This is a genomic window from Rhizobium sp. C104 (assembly GCF_022354505.1).
GTDB classification, from domain to species: domain Bacteria; phylum Pseudomonadota; class Alphaproteobacteria; order Rhizobiales; family Rhizobiaceae; genus Rhizobium; species Rhizobium redzepovicii.
On the sequence record NZ_CP092347.1, the window covers coordinates 77,933 to 95,920 of the forward strand.

The following is a 17,988-nucleotide window of genomic DNA, read 5'->3' on the forward strand; positions in this document are numbered from 1 at the left end:
GAATGACAAACGCTCCGCTGCTCGAGATGAAAGGCATTGCCAAACGCTTCGGCAACACGAAGGCGCTTGATGGCATCGAGCTCGTACTCAATCCCGGCGAGGTTCTCGGCCTGGTCGGTGAGAACGGCGCAGGCAAGTCGACGCTCATGAAAATCCTCTCTGGTGCATATGCACGCGACGAAGGCACCATTGCTGTCAGAGGTAAGGGGGTCGATCTGAACAATCCCAAAGACGGGTCCAGGGCCGGCATCGCGATCATCTACCAGGAGCTGAGCCTGTTTCCGGACTTTGACGCCGCCGAAAATATATTCGCGGGCAGGGAGCTGCGGCACGGGCGTGCAAGTGCATCACCGCTTGACCATTCGGCCATGCGGGCAGCCGCCTCGCGTATCCTGAAGGGCGAGTTAGGCGTCGACGTACCTCTCGACAGGCCAGTTCGAGAGCTTAGCCTCTCGCATCGGCAGATGATCGAGATCGCCAAAGCCATTAGCAGCAACGCCGACATCATCATCATGGACGAGCCGACCGAAGCGCTCGAGGAGGTCGAACGCAAACAGCTGTTCGCCATCATCAAGAAGCTTCAGCAGGCCGGTAAAGCTCTCATATATGTGTCTCACCGGATCCAGGAACTCCTCGGCATCGTCAGCCGCGTGATGGTCTTGCGCGATGGCAGCGCGGTCGCAGACCTGCCCGTATCGGAGCTCGACGTAGACAAGGTCGTCAGTGCGATGATCGGCGGCTCTCTCGCAAAACAGTTTCCTCCCCGCGTCCCGGCAAGGTCCGAACCCTCGTTGGACGTTCGCGGTTTGACGAAAAGGGGTGTCTTCGAAGACATCACCTTCTCGGTAGCCCAGGGTGAAATCCTCGGCGTCACGGGTCTCGAAGGATCAGGCAAGAGCGCGCTCCTGCGGGCGATCTTCGGGCAGATCCCGCATGAGACCGGCTCGATTCTGATCGACGGAAAGCAAGCGGCGATTTCGGACCCGACGGACGCTATTCGTCAACACGTCGCCTTCTTGCCCGCCGAACGTAAAACCGAGGGGATTTTTCCACAACACAATGTCGCCTGGAACCTCTCTATCGCCAACCTTCGAACGCTCGGCAAAATCACGTTGATGCCGAAAAAGGAGCGCGAGATTGCCTCCGGCTACATCGCCAAGCTCGGCGTGAAATGCGACGGCCCCGGTGCCGACATCACATCGCTGAGCGGCGGTAACCAGCAAAAAGTCATGCTTGCTCGCTGGCTGCTCACCCAGCCAAAGGTGCTCATGCTTGAGGAGCCAACGCGTGGCGTCGACGTGCGTGCCAAGGCCGAGGTCTACACCCTCATCCAGGCTGCTGCGAAGGACGGCTGTGCTGTCATCGTGGTGTCCGCCGACAACGCGGAACTTCTTGGACTGTGTCACCGGGTCGCGGTCATGTTCGAAGGACGGATCTCGGCGGTCGTCGATGCGGCGACCTCCAAGGAAGAAACACTCGCTCTTCATTCGGTGAGGCCGCCGCAAGGCCATCATCTTCAGGGAGGTATCCATGGCTGATATTGCAGCTACACGCCCGCGCTCGCCCCTTACGCTCGCACGCAGCGGCGGCAATGCCGGCGTTTATCTGGCCTTCGTCGTTCTTCTGGTGGCGCTCGGCTTTGCCGCTCCGCGGTTTTTCACCTTCGGCAACTTGACTGACGTTCTTCGTCAGGCGGTCCCCATTGCCGTGACCGCGTTTGGAGCGACCTTTGTGATCGGGATGCGGGGCATCGACCTCTCCGTCGGTTCGACACTTGCGCTGAGCGGTCTTGTGACCGCAAACCTGATTGTGCTTGGCTATCCCGTTCCTCTGGCATGCGCAGGGGGGATTGCGGTCGGTGCGGTGATCGGACTGGTGAACGGCATCCTGATCACCAAGGTCGGGATCACGGACTTTATCGCCACAATGGCCATCATGGTCATCAGCCGCGGTATCGTGATGGTCTACACTCAGGGTATTCCGATCGTCGGAGCCTCCGACCCCGCCTTCCGAATGATCGGCCAGAGCTATGCCGGCGGTGTTCCTGTTCCGGTCATTCTGACCGCCATCGTCTTCGCGATCGCCTTCTACCTTCTCTATTACACGCGTTTCGGCCGTTTCGTTCTCTCGATCGGCAGCAATCCGGACGCTGCCCGGCTGGTCGGCATCCCCACGGACAAGGTCAAGATCGCCGTTTACGTGCTGGTCGGGGTCCTGTCGGCCTTCGCGGGCGTTCTGCTCACCTCGCGCCTTGAAGCCGCCATGCCTGAAGCCGGCCAGGGGTACGAGCTGGATGTCATAGCTGCCGTGGTTATCGGCGGAACGGGTTTGTCCGGCGGGCGCGCCACTCTTTTGGAACCGCCGTAGGTGCCGTTTTGATGGCGGTCGTCCGCAACGCGCTCAACCTGCTCAACGTGAACACCTTCTGGCACCAGGTCGTCATCGGCACGATCATCCTGATCGCCGTGGCAGCCGATCGTTTCAGTCGCCGCCAAAAGGCCTGAGGAGACGATGATTAAATATTCCGAGCTCCGCAAGTCCGTTCTTGATGCAAATGCCGCGCTCTACGATAGCGGCCTTGTCATCTCGACGTTCGGTAACGTCAGCGCTATCGACCGCGAGAAGCGTGTTGTCGCCATCAAACCGAGTGGCGTTTCCTATAAGGCAATGCAGGTCGCAGATATCGTTGTAACCGACCTCGATGGCAATATCCTAGAGGGCACGCTGCGACCATCGTCTGATCTCGATACGCACCTGGAACTCTACAAAAGCTTCAAGTCTATCGGTGCCGTGGTCCACACGCACTCGTTCTTCGCGACGGTGTGGGCCCAATCCGGCCGGGGTATCCCTGCCATGGGAACGACCCATGCCGACTATTTCAACGGAACGATCCCCGTTACTCGCAAGCTGCGCGACGACGAAATCATAGACGGTTACGTCCGCAACACGGGCAAGGTCATCGTCGAGGCACTCGGAAATAATGCGCCGCTCTCCGTCCCCGCAGCCCTGGTTAACGATCACGGTCCCTTCTGCTGGGGCAAGGACGCAGCCGACGCCGTTCATAACGCGGAGATGCTCGAGGCTGTCGCCAAGATTGCCTTCCACGCCCGGCAACTGAACCAGGACGATCCAGAAATTTCCGACGCTTTGCTGGACCTCCACTATCAACGCAAGCACGGCCAGTCGGCGACCTACGGCCAGCCAGACAGTTCCAAGTAGGATTATCATGTCGATTGTAGCAGGAGTTGATTTCGGAACTTTGAGCGTGCGGGTAACGCTGGCTGATTCCAAGAAGGGTTCCCTTGGAACCTGCGTCGCGGAATATCCTCTCGAGCGGCGTCGTTCCGATCCCGACCTGGCAACGCAGTCCCACGTAGATCATATGGAAGCGCTTGTGCTGGCGATGCATCGAGTGATCGACGAATGCGGCGTAGATTCCAAGGAGATCCGTGCGATTGCGGTCGACACGACGGGGTCCTCGGTGTTGCCTGTCGACAAAAATATGCAGCCTTTGGGGGACTACTACCTCTGGTGTGATCACCGCGCCAAAGCGGAAGCCGAAGAGATAACGGCGATGGCGCACGACATGCACATTGAAGCAATTGAATGGTGCGGCGGAACCTATTCCCACGAGTGGGGCTTTGCCAAGCTTCTCCACTGGATGCGCCACAATCCCGACCAGCGCGAGCGCTTTGGGACCGCCGTGGAACATTGCGACATGGCGGCCGCGGTCCTCACCGGAGTGACCGACACGGCTCGCATGGTGCGCAGCGTCTGCGCCATGGGACACAAGTGGATGTGGAACCCGAAATGGGGTGGCTTGCCCTCGCAGGCTTTCTTGTCCCGCGTCGATCCGCTTTTCGACGGCGTGCGCGAGAAGATTGGCGGAACATATCAGACCTCTGCTTCGATCGCAGGTGGGCTCAGCACATACTGGGGCGAACGACTTGGCCTGACCTCCGGGATACCAGTTCCCACGGGTGCGTTTGATGCCCATTGGGATGCAATTGGCGCTGGCTGCCGTCTGGGGGACGTCGTCAATGTGATCGGTACGTCGACCTGTATCATTGCCGTTAGTGAACGTGTGAAGCTAATCCCCGGTGTTTGCGGCGTCGTCCCAGGGAGTGCACATCCAGACCTTGTGGGAGTTGAGGCAGGCCTGTCTGCGACAGGCGACCTGTTCGATGCAATAGCACGACGTGCCGGCACGACGGTGTCCAGGCTCGCTGAAGGCCTGGAAAGCATCGAAGGCGGAAAGACCGGTCTGATGCGTCTCCCCTGGGACAACGGGGACCGGACGGTTCTCGTCCGCTCCGACCTTGGTGGAATGACGCTTGGCTGGCATCTCGGCCATACAGCGCAGGACGAACTGTATGCCGCGATTGAAGGTACGGCTTTCCACACACGGGTTGTCCTGGAGCGGATGGAGCAGCACGGCGTTCCAGTGAACCGCGTCATTAATGGGGGAGGTATCCCGCAAAGGAACGACATCCTCAACCAGATCTACGCCAATGTTATAGGCAAGCCGATATTGGTCCCCGACGGTATTCCGACCGGTCTCGGTTCGGGAATATTCGCCGCTCTTGCAGCCAAAGATCATGGATCAATCGAGAGCGCTCAGGCAGCCATGTGCGTGGGCTACAGAAAGTTTGAGCCTGATCCGAGCACGCGCGGACGTTATGAGACCCTCTATCAGCTGTTCAAGCAGGTCTATATGGGCTTTGGCACCTCGAGCCTCGCAGACTTCTCGCAAGTTCTCGGAGACATCAAGCGGATTGCTGCAGGTGAGAGTATTCGGTCCGAGTTTGGCCACCGTGCCGCGCGCAAGGTAGCATTGCTATGACCCGCTGTGCTCTTAGATCAGATGTCTATGGATCGAGAACGTGATGACGTCACTTCCATCCATTCGTGCAATACAGTCGTTCGTCGCAGCCGGCAGAAAGGGTTCATTTCTCGAGGCTGCTGCCCAGCTGCAGCTTACTCCGTCGGCGATCAGCCACCAAATCAGGCTGATGGAAGACGACCTTGGGGAAAAACTCTTTCACCGCATTGGAAGGAACGTGTCGCTCACCGAGATTGGCGAGCGATACCACCGTGATCTTTCAGAAGCGCTTTCGATGATTGAGCAGGCGACCGATGAGGTGTGCCGGCGCAACAGCGTCGACGTCCTGAGCGTCGGCTGTGCTTCAAGTCTGGCTTCGCTATGGCTTATGCCAAGATTGCCTCGGTTCGAAGAATTGTATCCCTCGATCGAAATCAGGCTTCTGTCGACATCGGATCCTGCAAAATTGTCCGATGGCTCGGTCGATGTCGATATCTGCTACGGCAGCGCTCCTCGACTGGGCTCTATCGCGGCGGAGGAGTTCCCCCTTGAGACAATCGTCGTAGCCTGCTCTCCCGAGGTGGCGAATGGCGAGCGGCCCATACGCAAGCCATCGGATCTGGTGGGCCACACCTTAATCAAGTCGGAGCAGACGCTTTACAGCTGGCAACAATGGGCGAAGGACCACGGCTTGGCGATTGACGTCAATCGCGGCGCTCGATTTCGCGATGCGTTTATGGCGATCGCGACCGCTGTCGAAGGACGCGGCGTGTGCCTGGAGAGCTACCGGCTTCTTGAACGGGATGTGGAAAGAGGTAACCTCGTCCTTCCGTTCGGGATGACAGGCCCCAACCTTCGTTGCCACACGCTCACATATGTCCGCTCGCGGCTCAGATCAGAAAAGGTCAACGCGTTCAAGCAATGGCTGGAAAACGTATGGCTTGAAGACGCTGCCTCGGCTGAAATGCGGGCGCGAGGCTGATCGAACCTCTGACGGGCAGCAAGATCGTCCGGCGTTCTTTGAAACGCTGAGACAGCAATATGCGTGATGCCCAACCTTCTCTTAGCCATGCCTCGAGATTTTTTGAAGTTTTTGCGATTGCGAGGGGAGCGGCCACCGAGCGCGATATGCGCCGTCTTCTGTCCTTCTCACCAGTCTATGCGCTGACAACTTCAAGGCCATAGCTGTAGGACCGTGTCAGATCGCGCTCCGGGCGGCGCTATCCGCGACTTAAGAGCCCGCAAGTCTATGGCTGTCAGACACGACGAGCAGGCAAAGCTGTCGCGAAGAGATCAACTGAGACTGGCAGCTCTCAGACAATCTGGATTGATATTAAGAGCGAATGCCTCCATATGTAGAGAATGATTTAGCGCGGCGTGAGCCGATTACAGGTGTTGGCGGGCGATGCAGACAGACCTACAGATATCCAGACAAAGTGCGACGTTGCGCGTAAAAGTTGAGGAGACTCTACGTCAGGCGATAGCCAGTGGGCGATTTAAGCCCGGCCAGCGACTGGTAGAGCGAGAACTTTGCGAAATGCTGGGCGTCGGCAGGACCTCGGTTCGCGAGGCAATGCGACAGCTCGAAGCTGAAGGCATTATCACAAGCTATCCCCATAAGGGACCGGTCGTCAGTACGATCACCTACGAGGAAGCGCAGCAACTCTATACCGTTCGGGCTCTTCTTGAAGGATTCGCGGGCCAGCAGTTCGCTGAGCATGGCACTGCCGCCGACATAGCGACACTTCTAGCCGCGGTGGTCGAATTCGAAGCCGCCGCCGAAAGTGGCGTCGGTGCGCGCCTCATAGATGCGAAAAACGCATTTTACAACTGTTTGATGGACGGCAGCAAAAACGTGTTCGTAAGGCAAATGCTGACAGCTCTGCACAATCGGATCAATCTCCTTCGAATGACAACCATGACGCAACCGGGACGCCTTGCGCACAGCATTGCCGAAATCAAGGATATTGCGAACGCAATCCAGAATCGCAACGGGCCGTTGGCGGCGGCGGCCTGCAAATTCCATATCGACCAGGCTGCCAAGGTCGCACTTGAATACCTCCGGAAGAACGCAGCGCTAGAAACTTAAAATTTCGATTGACAGATTGTCTGATAATCTTTTTAATCCTCTCTGAAGGAAGGCGGGTTTCATTGCTCGCACGCGTCCGGAGGAAAAAATGTCATCGACACTCAACGCAACGCGCGTGGCCTTTATAGGGCTGGGCGCGATGGGCCAACCTATGGCTCAACATCTCATTTCGGCGGGCTTCGATGTCGTCGGTTTCGACCTCTCGAAAGACGCCAAGACAAAGCTCGCTGATGCGGGCGGGCGAGCCGCCGAAACGATTTCTGACGCCATGGTCGGGGCCAGTTTCGTGATCACCATGCTTCCGAACGGCAAGATCGTGCGCGAGGCGCTGCTGGGCGAAAACGCCTGTGGCGGCCTGAAGCAGAATGCCGTCGTCATAGACATGAGTTCGTCTGCTCCAAACGACACAAGGGAGCTCGGTCTCGAACTTGCTTCTCGTGGCCTTCGGCTGGTTGACGCCCCGGTCTCCGGAGGCGTCAAGCGCGCCGTTTCTGGCACCTTGACAATCATGGCCGGTGGGGAGGATGCTGATATCGAGGAGGCCGAGCCGCTGCTGAAGGCAGTGGGACAACAGGTGTTCCGGACGGGGCCAGTTGGCTCGGGTCACGCGATGAAAGCGATTAACAACTTCGTATCCGGTGCAGGTGTGCTGGCGGCGATCGAGGGTGTCCTTCTTGGACGTGCCTTCGGCCTGGAGCCGGCGACGATCGTCGATATTCTCAACTCGTCGTCTGGAAAGAACAACGCCACCGAAGTGAAGATGAAGCAGTTCATCCTCTCTGAGACGTTCGGGTCGGGATTTGCCATTGGCCTGATGGCCAAGGATATCCGCATCGCCGCCGATCTCGCCAAGACGCTTGGTCTTCGCCTCGATGCTCTCGCCAGCACGGCAGACGCCTGGGATGCTGCACAGAAGGCGCTAGGCCCATCCGAGGACCACACCCGCATCATCCGATACGTCGAAGATCACAATTAGCCTCGGAAACTCGCGAATTCGGGCGAAACAGACAGATTGTCTGATAATCAGTTTATCTTGTCGTAGACAGTAGAGCTAGGAGCGTTGTCGAATGACCGCCACGAAAGAAACGAAAGTGAAAACACACGGCAAGGAGCGGCCTGTCCCTTCGGAACAGTTCGCTCGAGGGCTGGCGACGCGTCGTGAAGTCATGGGCGATGCCTATGTCGACGCAGCACTCGGTAAGGCGACCGACTTCACCTGGCCTATGCAGCAGCTCGTCACTGAGTATTGCTGGAACGAGATCTGGAATCGACCAGGCCTCGACAGGCGCGCGCGGTCCATTCTGAACCTTGGCATGATCTCTGTTCTCAATCGTCCGCATGAGCTCAAGGGCCACGTGCGCGGCGCGATCAACAACGGCCTTAGCAAGGAGGAAATCCAGGAGATTTTCCTGCAGGTCGCGATCTACGCCGGCGTACCGGCGGGCATCGACAGCTTCCGAAACGCCCAGGAGGTCTTCAACGAAATGGGCATCTGAAGCCGCCGCCGCTAGGCGTGGCGGAAAATTTTGAAGGGCGTGGATCGGCCGCGCCGTTTTAACTAGGGAGGAGCCGAACTTGGCCATCGATCTCGAGAAGTTCAAAAAACTGGCGCTGGAGGACTTCGAGTTCAAGCGCGAAACCCGTTATCTCAACGGCATTATCAAATGCGATTTTCCGACCCGCAGCGTCGCACTCCACTTCGAAGACGGCAAGATGGTGAAGGTCGAAGAAGCCGCCTACGACGACGAGACGTGCAAGATCGTCATCCGGGGCACGGGTGAACAGTGGGATGCGCTTCTCCAGAAGAAGCCGCGGCCGTTTTATCAGTGCCTGCAGTCGTCAAACATCAAACACGGTCTGTACCTTAGCAACAATAACGAAACCTTCGCGTATCTCCCTGCGCTCAATCGCATGACGAACCTGATGCGCGAAGCCCGCCCGGAAGGAGTAGCAGCATGACTAGGCATGATCCAATCACGGGCCGTTACGTCTACCTGACGATCGAAGGCATCGAATATCGCGTCTATTACGAGGAAGCCGGAGAGGGCATTCCCTTGCTTGTCGGTCACACGGCGGGCTCCGACGGCCGCCAGTACCGGCACACGCTCTGCGACGAAGACGTGACCAAGAACTTCCGCGTCATCGCGTTCGACTTGCCCTATCACGGGAAGTCTCTTCCTCCCCACGGCGTTCGCTGGTGGGAGAAGAGTACAACATGACCAAGAAGTTCATGATGGATTTCCAACTGGAACTCTCTAAGGCCCTTGGTCTGGACCGCCCCGTTTATATGGGTAGCTCGATGGGCGGACATCTTGCTATCGATCTCGCATCGAATTACCCCGACAACTTCCGCGCTACTATCTCCGTCGAAGGCGCACTGCGCTCGGCTGCCGAATATGTCGATGTCGGCATGGCAGGCATTCGGAAAGAATTCGACAACCCAAACGTGAACCGCACCTCCATCGGCGCGGCCATGATGCTCAATATCTCGCCCTACTCACCAGAAGCCAATGTCCGCGAAATCCAATGGGAATATAGCTGCGGCGGTCCGGGCGTCTTCGCAGGTGACCTCTATTATTACTACTATGACCACAATGTCTCGCCCGAAGAGGCGAGCAAGATCGATACGTCGAAGTGCATGCTGTACTTCCTGACGGGCGAATACGATCCGAATACCTCCCCGGCCGACACCAAGATCGCCGCCGATCTCGTCAAGGGCAGCAAGTTCTGGACGATGGAGAAGCTCGGACATTTCCCGGTCACTGAAGACTACACCGAGTTCAGAAAATACCTGCTGCCGATCCTCGAGGAAATCCAGCAGGCATCCGCAACCAGGGCGAAGGTCGCCTGAAACAATCTCTTGGGAGGAGCATCCAATGAGACGGAGTTTAACCGGAACCATGGGGGCGCTGATCGCGGTCAGCGCCCTGACGACCACTGCTTGGGCTGACGGCGTCGACCAGCTCCCCCAACGAGAAGAAAATCTACGAGGTCGTCGACCCGCAGGTTCCGCTCGGAGCGAGCGCCTATAAGGACTTCAAGCCAAAGAAAGGACCGCCGTGGAAGATCGGCTACGCCAGTAGCTATGCCGGCAACACGTGGCGCGCAGCCGCCCTCGATGCCGTCATGAATGACCTCTTGCCGCGCTCCAAGGAAGCGGGGCTTGTATCTGAAGTCGTGGTCACTCAGTCCGACCTCAAGGACGCCGTCCAGATTCAGCAGATGCGCCAGATGGTTGATGATGGGGTCGATGCCATCATCATCTGCTGCTCGAACGTCACCGCCCTCAACCAGACGATCGAGTACGCCTATAAGGCAGGCGTTCCTGTTTTCTCGTTTTCGGGATACGTGACGTCGCCTTACGCGATCAACGGCGCTGCCAATCACGCGCAGGGCGGCGGCGAGATGGCGACCTGGCTCGCAGACAAGATCGGCAAGAAAGGCAACGTGCTTCTCGTGTCGGGCATCCCTGGCTTCGCCTCATCCGACAGCTTCGACAAGGCCGCCAAAGAAGCGCTGGCAAAGTATCCCGACATCAAGATTGTCGGCGAAGTGGCTGGCAAGTGGACCGACCAGGTAGCACAGGTCGAGGTGCAGAAATTTCTGGCGACGAACCCCATTCAGATTGACGGTATTCTGACACAGGGCGCGCAGGAGAACGGCGTGTTGAATGCCATGCTCCAGTCGGGTCGTGACATGGTGCCCATTACGCTGGGCGGCGAGGCTTCGGCGGCATGTTACTGGCGCCAGAATCCAGAATGGGTCGATGCTGGCTTCCATATCTGGCCGCCGCGCCGCGAGATGCAGCAGATGTGGGAGATCATGCTTCGCACGCTCGAAGGGCAGGGGCCGAAGGTACAGTCCTTCCTGCGCCCTGTCCTGCCGTTCACCATCGATGACGTTCGCGCTTCGATCCCCGAGGATTGCGATGTGAACTCGACGGATTTCGTCGAACCGAAGGCGGACGGATGGTTCCCAAGTGCGATTGCCGACCAGTACTTCGAGCGTCCTGCCGATCCCTGGAAGCCGGTAGCCAAGTAAGCCGGATCCGCCCGGTGGCTTAACTGCCGGGCGACCGTTGGAAGATCGTAAAAGCCGCCTTGGCGGACGTTGCGGGTGGGAGGTCTGCGATGGGCAGCGAGATAACAGTCAGAATGGTAGATGTCGCCAAGGCGTTCGGGGAGACGAAGGCACTCAAGAAGTGCGACTTCGAGGCCCGCGCCGGGGAGGTGCACGCCATCGTTGGCGAAAACGGCAGCGGCAAGAGCACGATGGCCAAGATCATGTCGGGCGTTTTGCACCCGGACGCAGGCAAGGTCACGATCCTGGGTGAAAAGGTTGCCTCGCCCGTCGACGCCAAGCGGGCCGGCCTGACCACCATCTTCCAAGAAGTCCTGGTTGCTGACGAGGCTAGCGTATTCGAGAACCTCTATGTCGGTCGTGACGGTGTCTTTCGTTCGCAGTCGACCGGCGATCGGCGGAGCGAAGCAGCTGAAATCCTGGCGCGGCTCGTTGGAAAATCCGTAGACCTCGATCAACTGGCAGGCAGCCTGCCGCTCAGCATCAAACAGTGGATCGTCATCGCACGGGCTATTCTTCGCAGGCCGCAGGTGCTGATCCTCGACGAATCTTCGGCCGCGCTCGACCTCGACTCGACCCTCCGGCTCCACGCGGAAATCGACCGCCTTCGTGCCGAGGGCGCGACGATCCTCATCGTAACCCACCGGATCGCGGAACTCGTGCGTATCGCCGACCGTGCGACGATCCTGCGTGATGGGATAACTGTCGGTACGCTCGGAAAGGATGAGATTACCGAGGAAAACCTGCTGTCCATGATGACGCCGGCAGATCGGCGCGCCAGCGATGCGACAGAATACGCCTCCCGAAAGAAGGCGCTATCGGCCCCTCTCATACTAACCGCGACGGGTCTCGCCGCGCACAGGTCGGCGCGCCTATTCGATTTCGACCTTCCCAAGGGGAGCATCGTCGGCGTAGCCGGGCTTGATGGGCAGGGGCAGGACGCTTTTATCCGCGTCTTGGCCGGCATCATCCAGCCGTTCGGTGGCGAGGTGAAGGTCCGCTCGGTTGATACGGACAAGATGATCGCGCTGCAATCGCTCGACGATGCGGCGAAGCTCGGTGTTTCCTACGTCTCCGGGGATCGCAAGCGCGAGGGTATCTTCCCGCAACAAAGCATCTTCGAAAACCTCGCCATCGGTGTCTACAGGAAGACGCTCGGACCCCTGGGCGTGATCCGCAAGCCCACGCTGAAATCCATGTTTAAGCGCGAAGTGGATCGTCTGCGCATCAAGATCGGCAGCCCGTCGAACAGGATCACCTCACTGTCGGGCGGCAACCAGCAGAAGGTGCTTATCGGGCGCGCCTTCGCAAACGATCCCCAAGTCATCCTCCTGAATGACCCCGCGCGCGGTGTCGATCTCGGCACTAAGCGTGACCTCTACCGGGAGTTACGTCTGTTCGCTGAAAAAGGCGGCAGTGTCATCTACGTCTCGAGTGAGATCGAGGAGTTCATCGGGTTTGCCGATCGCGTCGACGTGTTCTTCGGGGGAACGTTGTTTCGATCCCTGACCGGCGAGGAAATCGCCGAGGCACCAATCCTCGCCGCTATGTTCGGGAAAGCCCGGGACGCTTCCGTTGATTTCGATCTGGAAAGGACCGCATGATGTCCGTAACCGCTTTCCGTCAAGTCACGCAGGACCGCTCGTTGTTCGTTCCGGCCGGGCTTTTCCTCGTCCTCCTTTGCGCTGTCGCCTTCCGGGGCCAGGGTCTGTTCACGAACAATGGTCTGGCCGGAGCCATTCTGGTTGCAACGCCGCTGATCCTGACCACGCTCGCGATAACACCGATCGTCATGGCGGGCCGCGGAGCGGTGGACCTTTCCGTGGGCCCGCTCATGGGCTTCGTCAACGTCACGCTCATTACGTGGCTGGTCGGCAACGGCATCACGCACCCGTTGGCCATCATTGCCTGGGCGGTGGGATTGGGAGCAGCGTTCCAGCTGGTGCAAGCACTTGTGATCATCTATGTGCGCGTCGCGCCCATCATCGTCACGCTCTCCGGTTTCCTCGTTCTGTCGGGCGTCAACCTGATGGTCATGTCGCGTCCCGGCGGTGTCGCTCCAGACTGGATGCTAAGCTGGGGCGCGGGAACGAGCATATTTTCGCCTGTCCTGTTGCTTCTGCTCGGCGCTTTCGCAATCTGGGGCGTCCTGAGGGGCACGATGTTTTACCGCAACCTGCGGATGACAGGCGCTGACGAGCGGATGGCCTATACCAGCGGTGTGCAGGTCGACGTCGTGCGCATCATCGCCCATACGGTCGGCGGCGTTTTTGCCGGGCTGGCCGCATTGAGCTACACCGCGCTGATCTCATCCGGCGACCCGACCCAGGGCAGCACCTACACGCTGCAAGCGGTGACGGCGCTGGTCCTTGGCGGAGCTAGTCTCTCCGGGGGCCGCGGCGGTGCGCTCGGCTCGACGCTCGGCGCGATCAACATGTTCCTCATCTCGTATCTTCTGTCCACTTTCAACTTCGGGACGGTTTCCGGCTTCGTCACGCAAATGGCCTTTGGCCTGATCCTCGTTGGGTCACTTCTCGTGAACGTCTTCGTCATCAGCCGCCGCACTGTCGCGTGAGGAGTAAGGAAATGATCTCCACTGTCTTGAACACAGAAATCGGCGCGACCCGTGGCGCCAGCCCTTTGCGCAAGCACAAGAGTATTTCGATCGGCTTCTGTCTCCTTGCGTGTCTGCTCATTCTTGGAGCCCTGCTCGTGCCGGGCTTCGTGTCGCCGCAGAACGCGCGATCGATCCTCCTTCTCGCCGCCTTCCTTGGGCTGGCGTCTGTTGGGCAGACGCTCTGCGCGCTCGTTGGAGCGCTGGATCTTTCCATCCCATACATCATCGGTGGCGCCAATATCCTGCTTCCAAGCCTCATGGTGGCGGGTCTTCCCGCCCCCGTCGCCATGATCGTCGTGCTTCTCCTTGGCATTTTGGTCGGGGCTTGCAACGGCGCCCTCAGCTTCCGGCTGCAGGGTCAGGCGCTGATCATGTCGCTCGGTCTTGGTTTTGCCGCCGTCGGGGCGGTCCAGATCTACACCTCGCTCGGATCGCAGTTCGGCGGTACCGTCTTTGCGCCCGTCCCCGGATGGCTTCGCAACCTTTCGGCGTTCAATGGCAGGTTCTTCGGTCTGCCGTTTCCACCGGTTATCGTCATATGGGCTTTCATCGCCGTCGCTCTGGGCTGGATAATGCACAACACCTGGTTTGGCCGGAGCCTCTATGCTGTTGGCGGGAGCCGCACGGCCGCCGCCCGCCTCGGAATCTCGGAATTCAAGATCTGGACAGTGATTCACAGCGTCAGCGGGGCGATGTCGGCACTCACCGGAATGCTGCTCCTCGGTTTCTCCGGCGGCGGTTTTGTCGGGGTCGGTGATCCCTATCTGTTCACCACCGTGGCGGCGGTCGTTATCGGCGGAACGTCTCTTCTAGGCGGTGCCGGCGGGTATGGAGCGACGGTCCTCGGCGTCCTCGTCCTTACTGTCCTGACCTCGCTTCTCGTCGGCCTGGGGCTCAGTTTCCCGGCACAACAGGCCGTCGTAGGGCTGCTGATCGTCCCCATGGTCGCGATCTACGCCCGCTCACCACACATCCGTAATCAGATTTGAACGTTGCATCGAAAGGAATACCAATGGCTATCTCCACCGCTCTACTGGATCGCCTGAAAGACCCCTCCCTGGTACGCGAGGAAATGCTGGTAGGAGGCGACTGGCGAAAAGAGGGCGCGAGCGGCAAGACGATCCAGGTCCACAATCCCTCGACCGGGGACGTGATTGCGAGCCTCCCGAGCGCAGGACTCCAGGACGTCCGCGAAGCCATCGACGTCGCCAAACTCGCCCAGAAAAAGTGGGCCGCACGATCGGGCAAGGAACGTGCCGGCGTCATGCGGAAGTTCTTCGACCTCGTCACGGCCAACACCGAGGACCTCGCGATCATCCTGACGTCCGAGATGGGCAAGCCTCTAGCCGAGGCACGCGGAGAGGTCGCCTACGGCGCTTCCTACATTGAATGGTTCGGGGAAGAAGCCAAGCGCGTTTACGGCGACACCATTCCGGGGCATCAGGCCGACAAGCGCCTGATAGTCATCAAACAGCCCGTCGGCGTGGTGGCGGCCATCGCGCCCTGGAACTTTCCTTCCGCCATGGTCTGCCGCAAGATCGCCCCGGCGCTGGCATCCGGCTGCGCCATCATCTTCAAGCCGGCCGCCGAAACCCCATTGTCGGCCCTTGCTCTTGCCATACTCGCTGAGCGCGCGGGAATACCCGGCGGCCTGTTCAGCGTCCTGCCGACAGACAACGCCCGGATGTTCGGTGAAGAAGTCTGCTCGAACCCCGTCGTCAAGAAGCTGACCTTCACAGGGTCTACCGAGGTCGGCCGCATCCTGATGGCGCAGGGCGCACAAAAGATCATGAAGCTCAGCCTCGAACTCGGCGGCAACGCTCCCTTCATCGTCTTCGACGATGCCGACCTCGACGAGGCCGTGGAAGGAGCGATGCTGTCCAAGTTCCGCAATGCCGGCCAGACCTGCGTTTGCGCCAACCGTCTCTACGTCCAGAGCGGGGTCTACGACCGCTTCATAGAGAAACTCGCGGCGCGGGTTTCCGCGCTCAAGGTCCTTGACGGGTTCGAGGATGGAGCCACCATCGGTCCGCTGATCAACGACGATGCGGTGGCGAAGCTCTATAGTCACATCGATGACGCGGTCGGTAAGGGTGCGAAGATCGTTGTGGGCGGCGCAAGGGACGAGCGTGGTGGCACCTTCGTCCAGCCGACGCTTCTCTCGGAAGCCACGAAGGAAATGAAGGTCGCACGAGAGGAGACCTTTGCGCCGCTCGCTCCTGTCTTCAGGTTCAAAACGACGGAAGAGGTCATTGAACTGGCCAACGACACAGAGTTCGGTCTCGCCGCCTACTTCTACGCCAACGACCTTCGAAACGTCTGGAAGGTTACGGAGGCCCTGGAGTACGGGATGGTCGGCGTCAACACGGGCCTGATCTCCACGGAGGTTGCACCGTTCGGCGGCGTCAAGCAGTCGGGGTTCGGCCGCGAGGGCTCGAAATACGGCATGGATGACTTCCTTTCCATGAAATACGTCTGCATGGGCGGCATACAGTCATAGTCCAACGGCTGGTGGTGGGTCTTAAGGCTCGCCACCAGCAAGGTTTGAGCTCGTCACGGAAGCCCGATGACACATTCTGCAGAAGGCGGGGAGAGTCTTGGTCAAGACCGCGCCGACAGCCTTCAAAACGAGGCGGCCGACCGCGAGCAGGACCCGGCCGATCACGCTGCCCAGGCGAACGTCGAGGGCAGAACGGCAATGGAACGTCGGAACGTGCGGAGAGAGGCAGGGGCGAGACTCGCCTTTGTCGTGGGTCTGTCTGCTTAAGGCTTCCGTTGGCCCAACGCCTGATGACCCATCTCGAAAGTTTCGTTGGTATTTTTCGACGGGACGGAGAAAGCGCGCCACTGGCCACTCGCTGGCAAGATCATCGCCGATTGTCTGGCATTTTGCTGGTGGCACGTCGACGCAAGGCGCACGTGTCGGGGACGCTCGGCCTGCCGGCCCGAGTGCTCTTATGGCCCAAGGGCAGCATCAGTTGAATGACGTGCGGTCGTCAACTGCCGCAAGGCCTTGATGAGGGGGTCACGGATCGCCGAGAAATTGCGCCGTCGCAGACTAATATTTTGACCTGGAAGAGCCCACTACCGTTACCGCGACCTGGTCGCGTTGCAATGATGAAACGGGGTTGCGCCTCACACCTGCGTTCCAGAGTGTCCGGGCGAGACCGTGACGACCACGGCCCCGCCGGACGTTGCCTTGGGAGGCTGACTTCTGGACAATGTTCGTGACGAGAGCTTAGTGCTTCATGCGCAGGATTGGCTTGATGACCTTGCCGCTCTCGGAATCGGCCATTGCCTCGTTGATCTGGTTGAGATCGTAGAACTGGACGAGCTTGTCGAACGGGAACCGTCCCTGCTGCCAGTATTCGATGAGCTCGGGTATGAATTTGGAGGGAATGCTCTGGCCTTCGACCACACCGACGAGCGTACGGCCGAACAGAAAGTTGCCGATATCGACGATCCCTTCCGTTCCGAGCGCGGACGATCCGACCAGTCCACAGGTTCCTGGGGTGCCGAGGCAATCGACCGCCTGGCGAAACACCTTCGGCGAGCTCGTGCATTCGAGACTGAAGTCTGCGCCTTCGGGAATGATTTCCCTGATCGCCTTGACGCTATCCCTATTGCGGGCGTTTATGATGTGGGTTGCACCCAGTTCAATCGCCAGTTCGAGACGTTCATCGTTAAGGTCGATCACGATAATGGTCGAGCATCCGGCAATCTTCGCCGCCATGACGGCTGCCATGCCGACCGCACCCGCGCCGAACACTGCAATGGAAGATCCCGGTTGGGGCTTGAGGCAGTTGAGAACCGCTCCGGCGCCAGTTTGCAGCCCGCAGCCCAGCGGTCCCATGAGTTCGAGGGGAACATCTTTGGAAACCCTGACCGCATTGCGCTCGCTGGCGATGGCATAGGTGGCGAAAGAAGACTGCTCGAAGAAGCACCCGCTGATCTGGGTACCGTGTGAATCATGTAGCGGGCAACTGCCATCCGGCCGGGTGCCACGGAAATTTCTGCCGAAAAAGTCTTCACAATAATAAGGCGTGCCTCCCCGGCACTTCTCGCATTTCCCGCAATATGCGTAGCTTAGAGCCACGTGGTCGCCGGGCGAAAGCTCTTTTACATCGGCCCCGACCACTTCCACGACGCCGGAGCCTTCATGGCCGAGAACCACGGGCTGCGGTACGTCATATCCTTGGTCGCGAACAACCATGTCGGTGTGGCAGACACCGCTCGCCACGATCCGGACGAGGATTTCGTCGGGGCGAGGTTGATCGATACCGATGCACTCCAGAACAAGAGGCTTTGCCTTTTCGCGCGAAATTGCAGCGTATGCTTCTTTCATAAAATGACTCCATCAGTGCGCGCTCGGCCGGTAGG

15 protein-coding genes and 2 pseudogenes are annotated in these 17,988 nt (G+C 59.3%); 16 read left to right on the forward strand and 1 reads right to left on the reverse strand.

Features of this window, described 5'->3' with window-relative positions; translation table 11 throughout:
- Positions 1–2 precede the first annotated feature (2 nt).
- The 16 genes and pseudogenes from MF410_RS00375 (at position 3) to MF410_RS00445 (ending at position 16,108) form a co-directional block, all read left to right on the forward strand.
- Positions 3–1,538, forward strand: coding sequence for a sugar ABC transporter ATP-binding protein (locus tag MF410_RS00375; RefSeq protein ID WP_064843723.1), 1,536 nt, complete (start codon positions 3–5; stop codon positions 1,536–1,538).
- Positions 1,531–2,367, forward strand: a complete 837-nt coding sequence (gene rbsC / locus MF410_RS00380) for a ribose ABC transporter permease (RefSeq protein ID WP_239619782.1) — start codon at positions 1,531–1,533, stop codon at positions 2,365–2,367. Before MF410_RS00375 ends, rbsC begins: the two co-directional genes overlap by 8 nt.
- 11 nt (positions 2,368–2,378) lie before the next feature.
- Positions 2,379–2,504 (forward strand): hypothetical protein, encoded by a 126-nt coding sequence (locus tag MF410_RS36535; RefSeq protein WP_275593009.1) that lies wholly within the window; start codon positions 2,379–2,381, stop codon positions 2,502–2,504.
- A gap of 7 nt (positions 2,505–2,511) precedes the next feature.
- Positions 2,512–3,219: an L-ribulose-5-phosphate 4-epimerase AraD gene (gene araD / locus MF410_RS00385; protein ID WP_064843725.1), complete on the forward strand. Its 708-nt coding sequence runs from the start codon at positions 2,512–2,514 to the stop codon at positions 3,217–3,219.
- A 7-nt stretch (positions 3,220–3,226) separates the two neighbouring features.
- A complete protein-coding gene (locus MF410_RS00390; protein ID WP_064843727.1) occupies positions 3,227–4,843 on the forward strand; it encodes a ribulokinase in 1,617 nt (538 codons plus the stop codon).
- Positions 4,844–4,886: 43 nt separating this feature from the next.
- On the forward strand, positions 4,887–5,804 hold the full coding sequence (locus MF410_RS00395) for a LysR substrate-binding domain-containing protein (protein ID WP_040140048.1): 918 nt from the start codon (positions 4,887–4,889) through the stop codon (positions 5,802–5,804).
- Between the two features lie 423 nt (positions 5,805–6,227).
- Positions 6,228–6,911, forward strand: a complete 684-nt coding sequence (locus tag MF410_RS00400; RefSeq protein WP_040140051.1) for a GntR family transcriptional regulator — start codon at positions 6,228–6,230, stop codon at positions 6,909–6,911.
- Positions 6,912–6,999: 88 nt separating this feature from the next.
- Positions 7,000–7,887: an NAD(P)-dependent oxidoreductase gene (locus tag MF410_RS00405; RefSeq protein ID WP_064843728.1), complete on the forward strand. Its 888-nt coding sequence runs from the start codon at positions 7,000–7,002 to the stop codon at positions 7,885–7,887.
- 91 nt (positions 7,888–7,978) lie between these two features.
- The gene (locus MF410_RS00410) at positions 7,979–8,407 is read left to right on the forward strand and encodes a carboxymuconolactone decarboxylase family protein (protein ID WP_170961475.1); all 429 of its coding nucleotides are present in this window, start codon (positions 7,979–7,981) and stop codon (positions 8,405–8,407) included.
- A 79-nt stretch (positions 8,408–8,486) separates the two neighbouring features.
- Positions 8,487–8,870, forward strand: a complete 384-nt coding sequence (locus tag MF410_RS00415; protein WP_064843732.1) for a hypothetical protein — start codon at positions 8,487–8,489, stop codon at positions 8,868–8,870.
- A pseudogene (locus tag MF410_RS00420) lies at positions 8,867–9,762 on the forward strand (alpha/beta hydrolase). Before MF410_RS00415 ends, MF410_RS00420 begins: the two are co-directional and overlap by 4 nt.
- A 49-nt stretch (positions 9,763–9,811) precedes the next feature.
- A pseudogene (locus MF410_RS00425) lies at positions 9,812–10,952 on the forward strand (ABC transporter substrate-binding protein).
- 89 nt (positions 10,953–11,041) lie between these two features.
- Positions 11,042–12,595 (forward strand): sugar ABC transporter ATP-binding protein, encoded by a 1,554-nt coding sequence (locus MF410_RS00430; RefSeq protein ID WP_064843738.1) that lies wholly within the window; start codon positions 11,042–11,044, stop codon positions 12,593–12,595.
- Positions 12,592–13,566, forward strand: coding sequence for an ABC transporter permease (locus MF410_RS00435; RefSeq protein WP_050577727.1), 975 nt, complete (start codon positions 12,592–12,594; stop codon positions 13,564–13,566). The genes MF410_RS00430 and MF410_RS00435 overlap by 4 nt, the downstream gene beginning before the upstream one ends.
- A gap of 11 nt (positions 13,567–13,577) precedes the next feature.
- The gene (locus tag MF410_RS00440; protein WP_013984697.1) at positions 13,578–14,597 is read left to right on the forward strand and encodes an ABC transporter permease; all 1,020 of its coding nucleotides are present in this window, start codon (positions 13,578–13,580) and stop codon (positions 14,595–14,597) included.
- A 23-nt stretch (positions 14,598–14,620) separates the two neighbouring features.
- Positions 14,621–16,108 (forward strand): NAD-dependent succinate-semialdehyde dehydrogenase, encoded by a 1,488-nt coding sequence (locus MF410_RS00445; protein WP_013984698.1) that lies wholly within the window; start codon positions 14,621–14,623, stop codon positions 16,106–16,108.
- Between the two features lie 738 nt (positions 16,109–16,846).
- Here the strand turns inward: MF410_RS00445 and MF410_RS00450 are convergent.
- Complete coding sequence (locus MF410_RS00450; RefSeq protein WP_064843739.1) at positions 16,847–17,953, reverse strand: NAD(P)-dependent alcohol dehydrogenase; 1,107 nt, start codon at positions 17,951–17,953, stop codon at positions 16,847–16,849.
- Between the last annotated feature and the right edge of the window lie 35 nt (positions 17,954–17,988).

Excerpts from the sequence above, each read along its gene's own strand:
- MF410_RS00375 (WP_064843723.1), top strand. The coding sequence starts at position 3 with ATGACAAACGCTCCGCTGCTCGAGATGAAAGGCATTGCCAAACGCTTC.
- rbsC (WP_239619782.1), top strand. The coding sequence starts at position 1,531 with ATGGCTGATATTGCAGCTACACGCCCGCGCTCGCCCCTTACGCTCGCA.
- MF410_RS36535 (WP_275593009.1), top strand. The coding sequence starts at position 2,379 with ATGGCGGTCGTCCGCAACGCGCTCAACCTGCTCAACGTGAACACCTTC.
- araD (WP_064843725.1), top strand. The coding sequence starts at position 2,512 with ATGATTAAATATTCCGAGCTCCGCAAGTCCGTTCTTGATGCAAATGCC.
- MF410_RS00390 (WP_064843727.1), top strand. The coding sequence starts at position 3,227 with ATGTCGATTGTAGCAGGAGTTGATTTCGGAACTTTGAGCGTGCGGGTA.
- MF410_RS00395 (WP_040140048.1), top strand. The coding sequence starts at position 4,887 with ATGACGTCACTTCCATCCATTCGTGCAATACAGTCGTTCGTCGCAGCC.
- MF410_RS00400 (WP_040140051.1), top strand. The coding sequence starts at position 6,228 with ATGCAGACAGACCTACAGATATCCAGACAAAGTGCGACGTTGCGCGTA.
- MF410_RS00405 (WP_064843728.1), top strand. The coding sequence starts at position 7,000 with ATGTCATCGACACTCAACGCAACGCGCGTGGCCTTTATAGGGCTGGGC.
- MF410_RS00410 (WP_170961475.1), top strand. The coding sequence starts at position 7,979 with ATGACCGCCACGAAAGAAACGAAAGTGAAAACACACGGCAAGGAGCGG.
- MF410_RS00430 (WP_064843738.1), top strand. The coding sequence starts at position 11,042 with ATGGGCAGCGAGATAACAGTCAGAATGGTAGATGTCGCCAAGGCGTTC.
- MF410_RS00435 (WP_050577727.1), top strand. The coding sequence starts at position 12,592 with ATGATGTCCGTAACCGCTTTCCGTCAAGTCACGCAGGACCGCTCGTTG.
- MF410_RS00440 (WP_013984697.1), top strand. The coding sequence starts at position 13,578 with ATGATCTCCACTGTCTTGAACACAGAAATCGGCGCGACCCGTGGCGCC.
- MF410_RS00445 (WP_013984698.1), top strand. The coding sequence starts at position 14,621 with ATGGCTATCTCCACCGCTCTACTGGATCGCCTGAAAGACCCCTCCCTG.
- MF410_RS00450 (WP_064843739.1), bottom strand. The coding sequence starts at position 17,953 with ATGAAAGAAGCATACGCTGCAATTTCGCGCGAAAAGGCAAAGCCTCTT.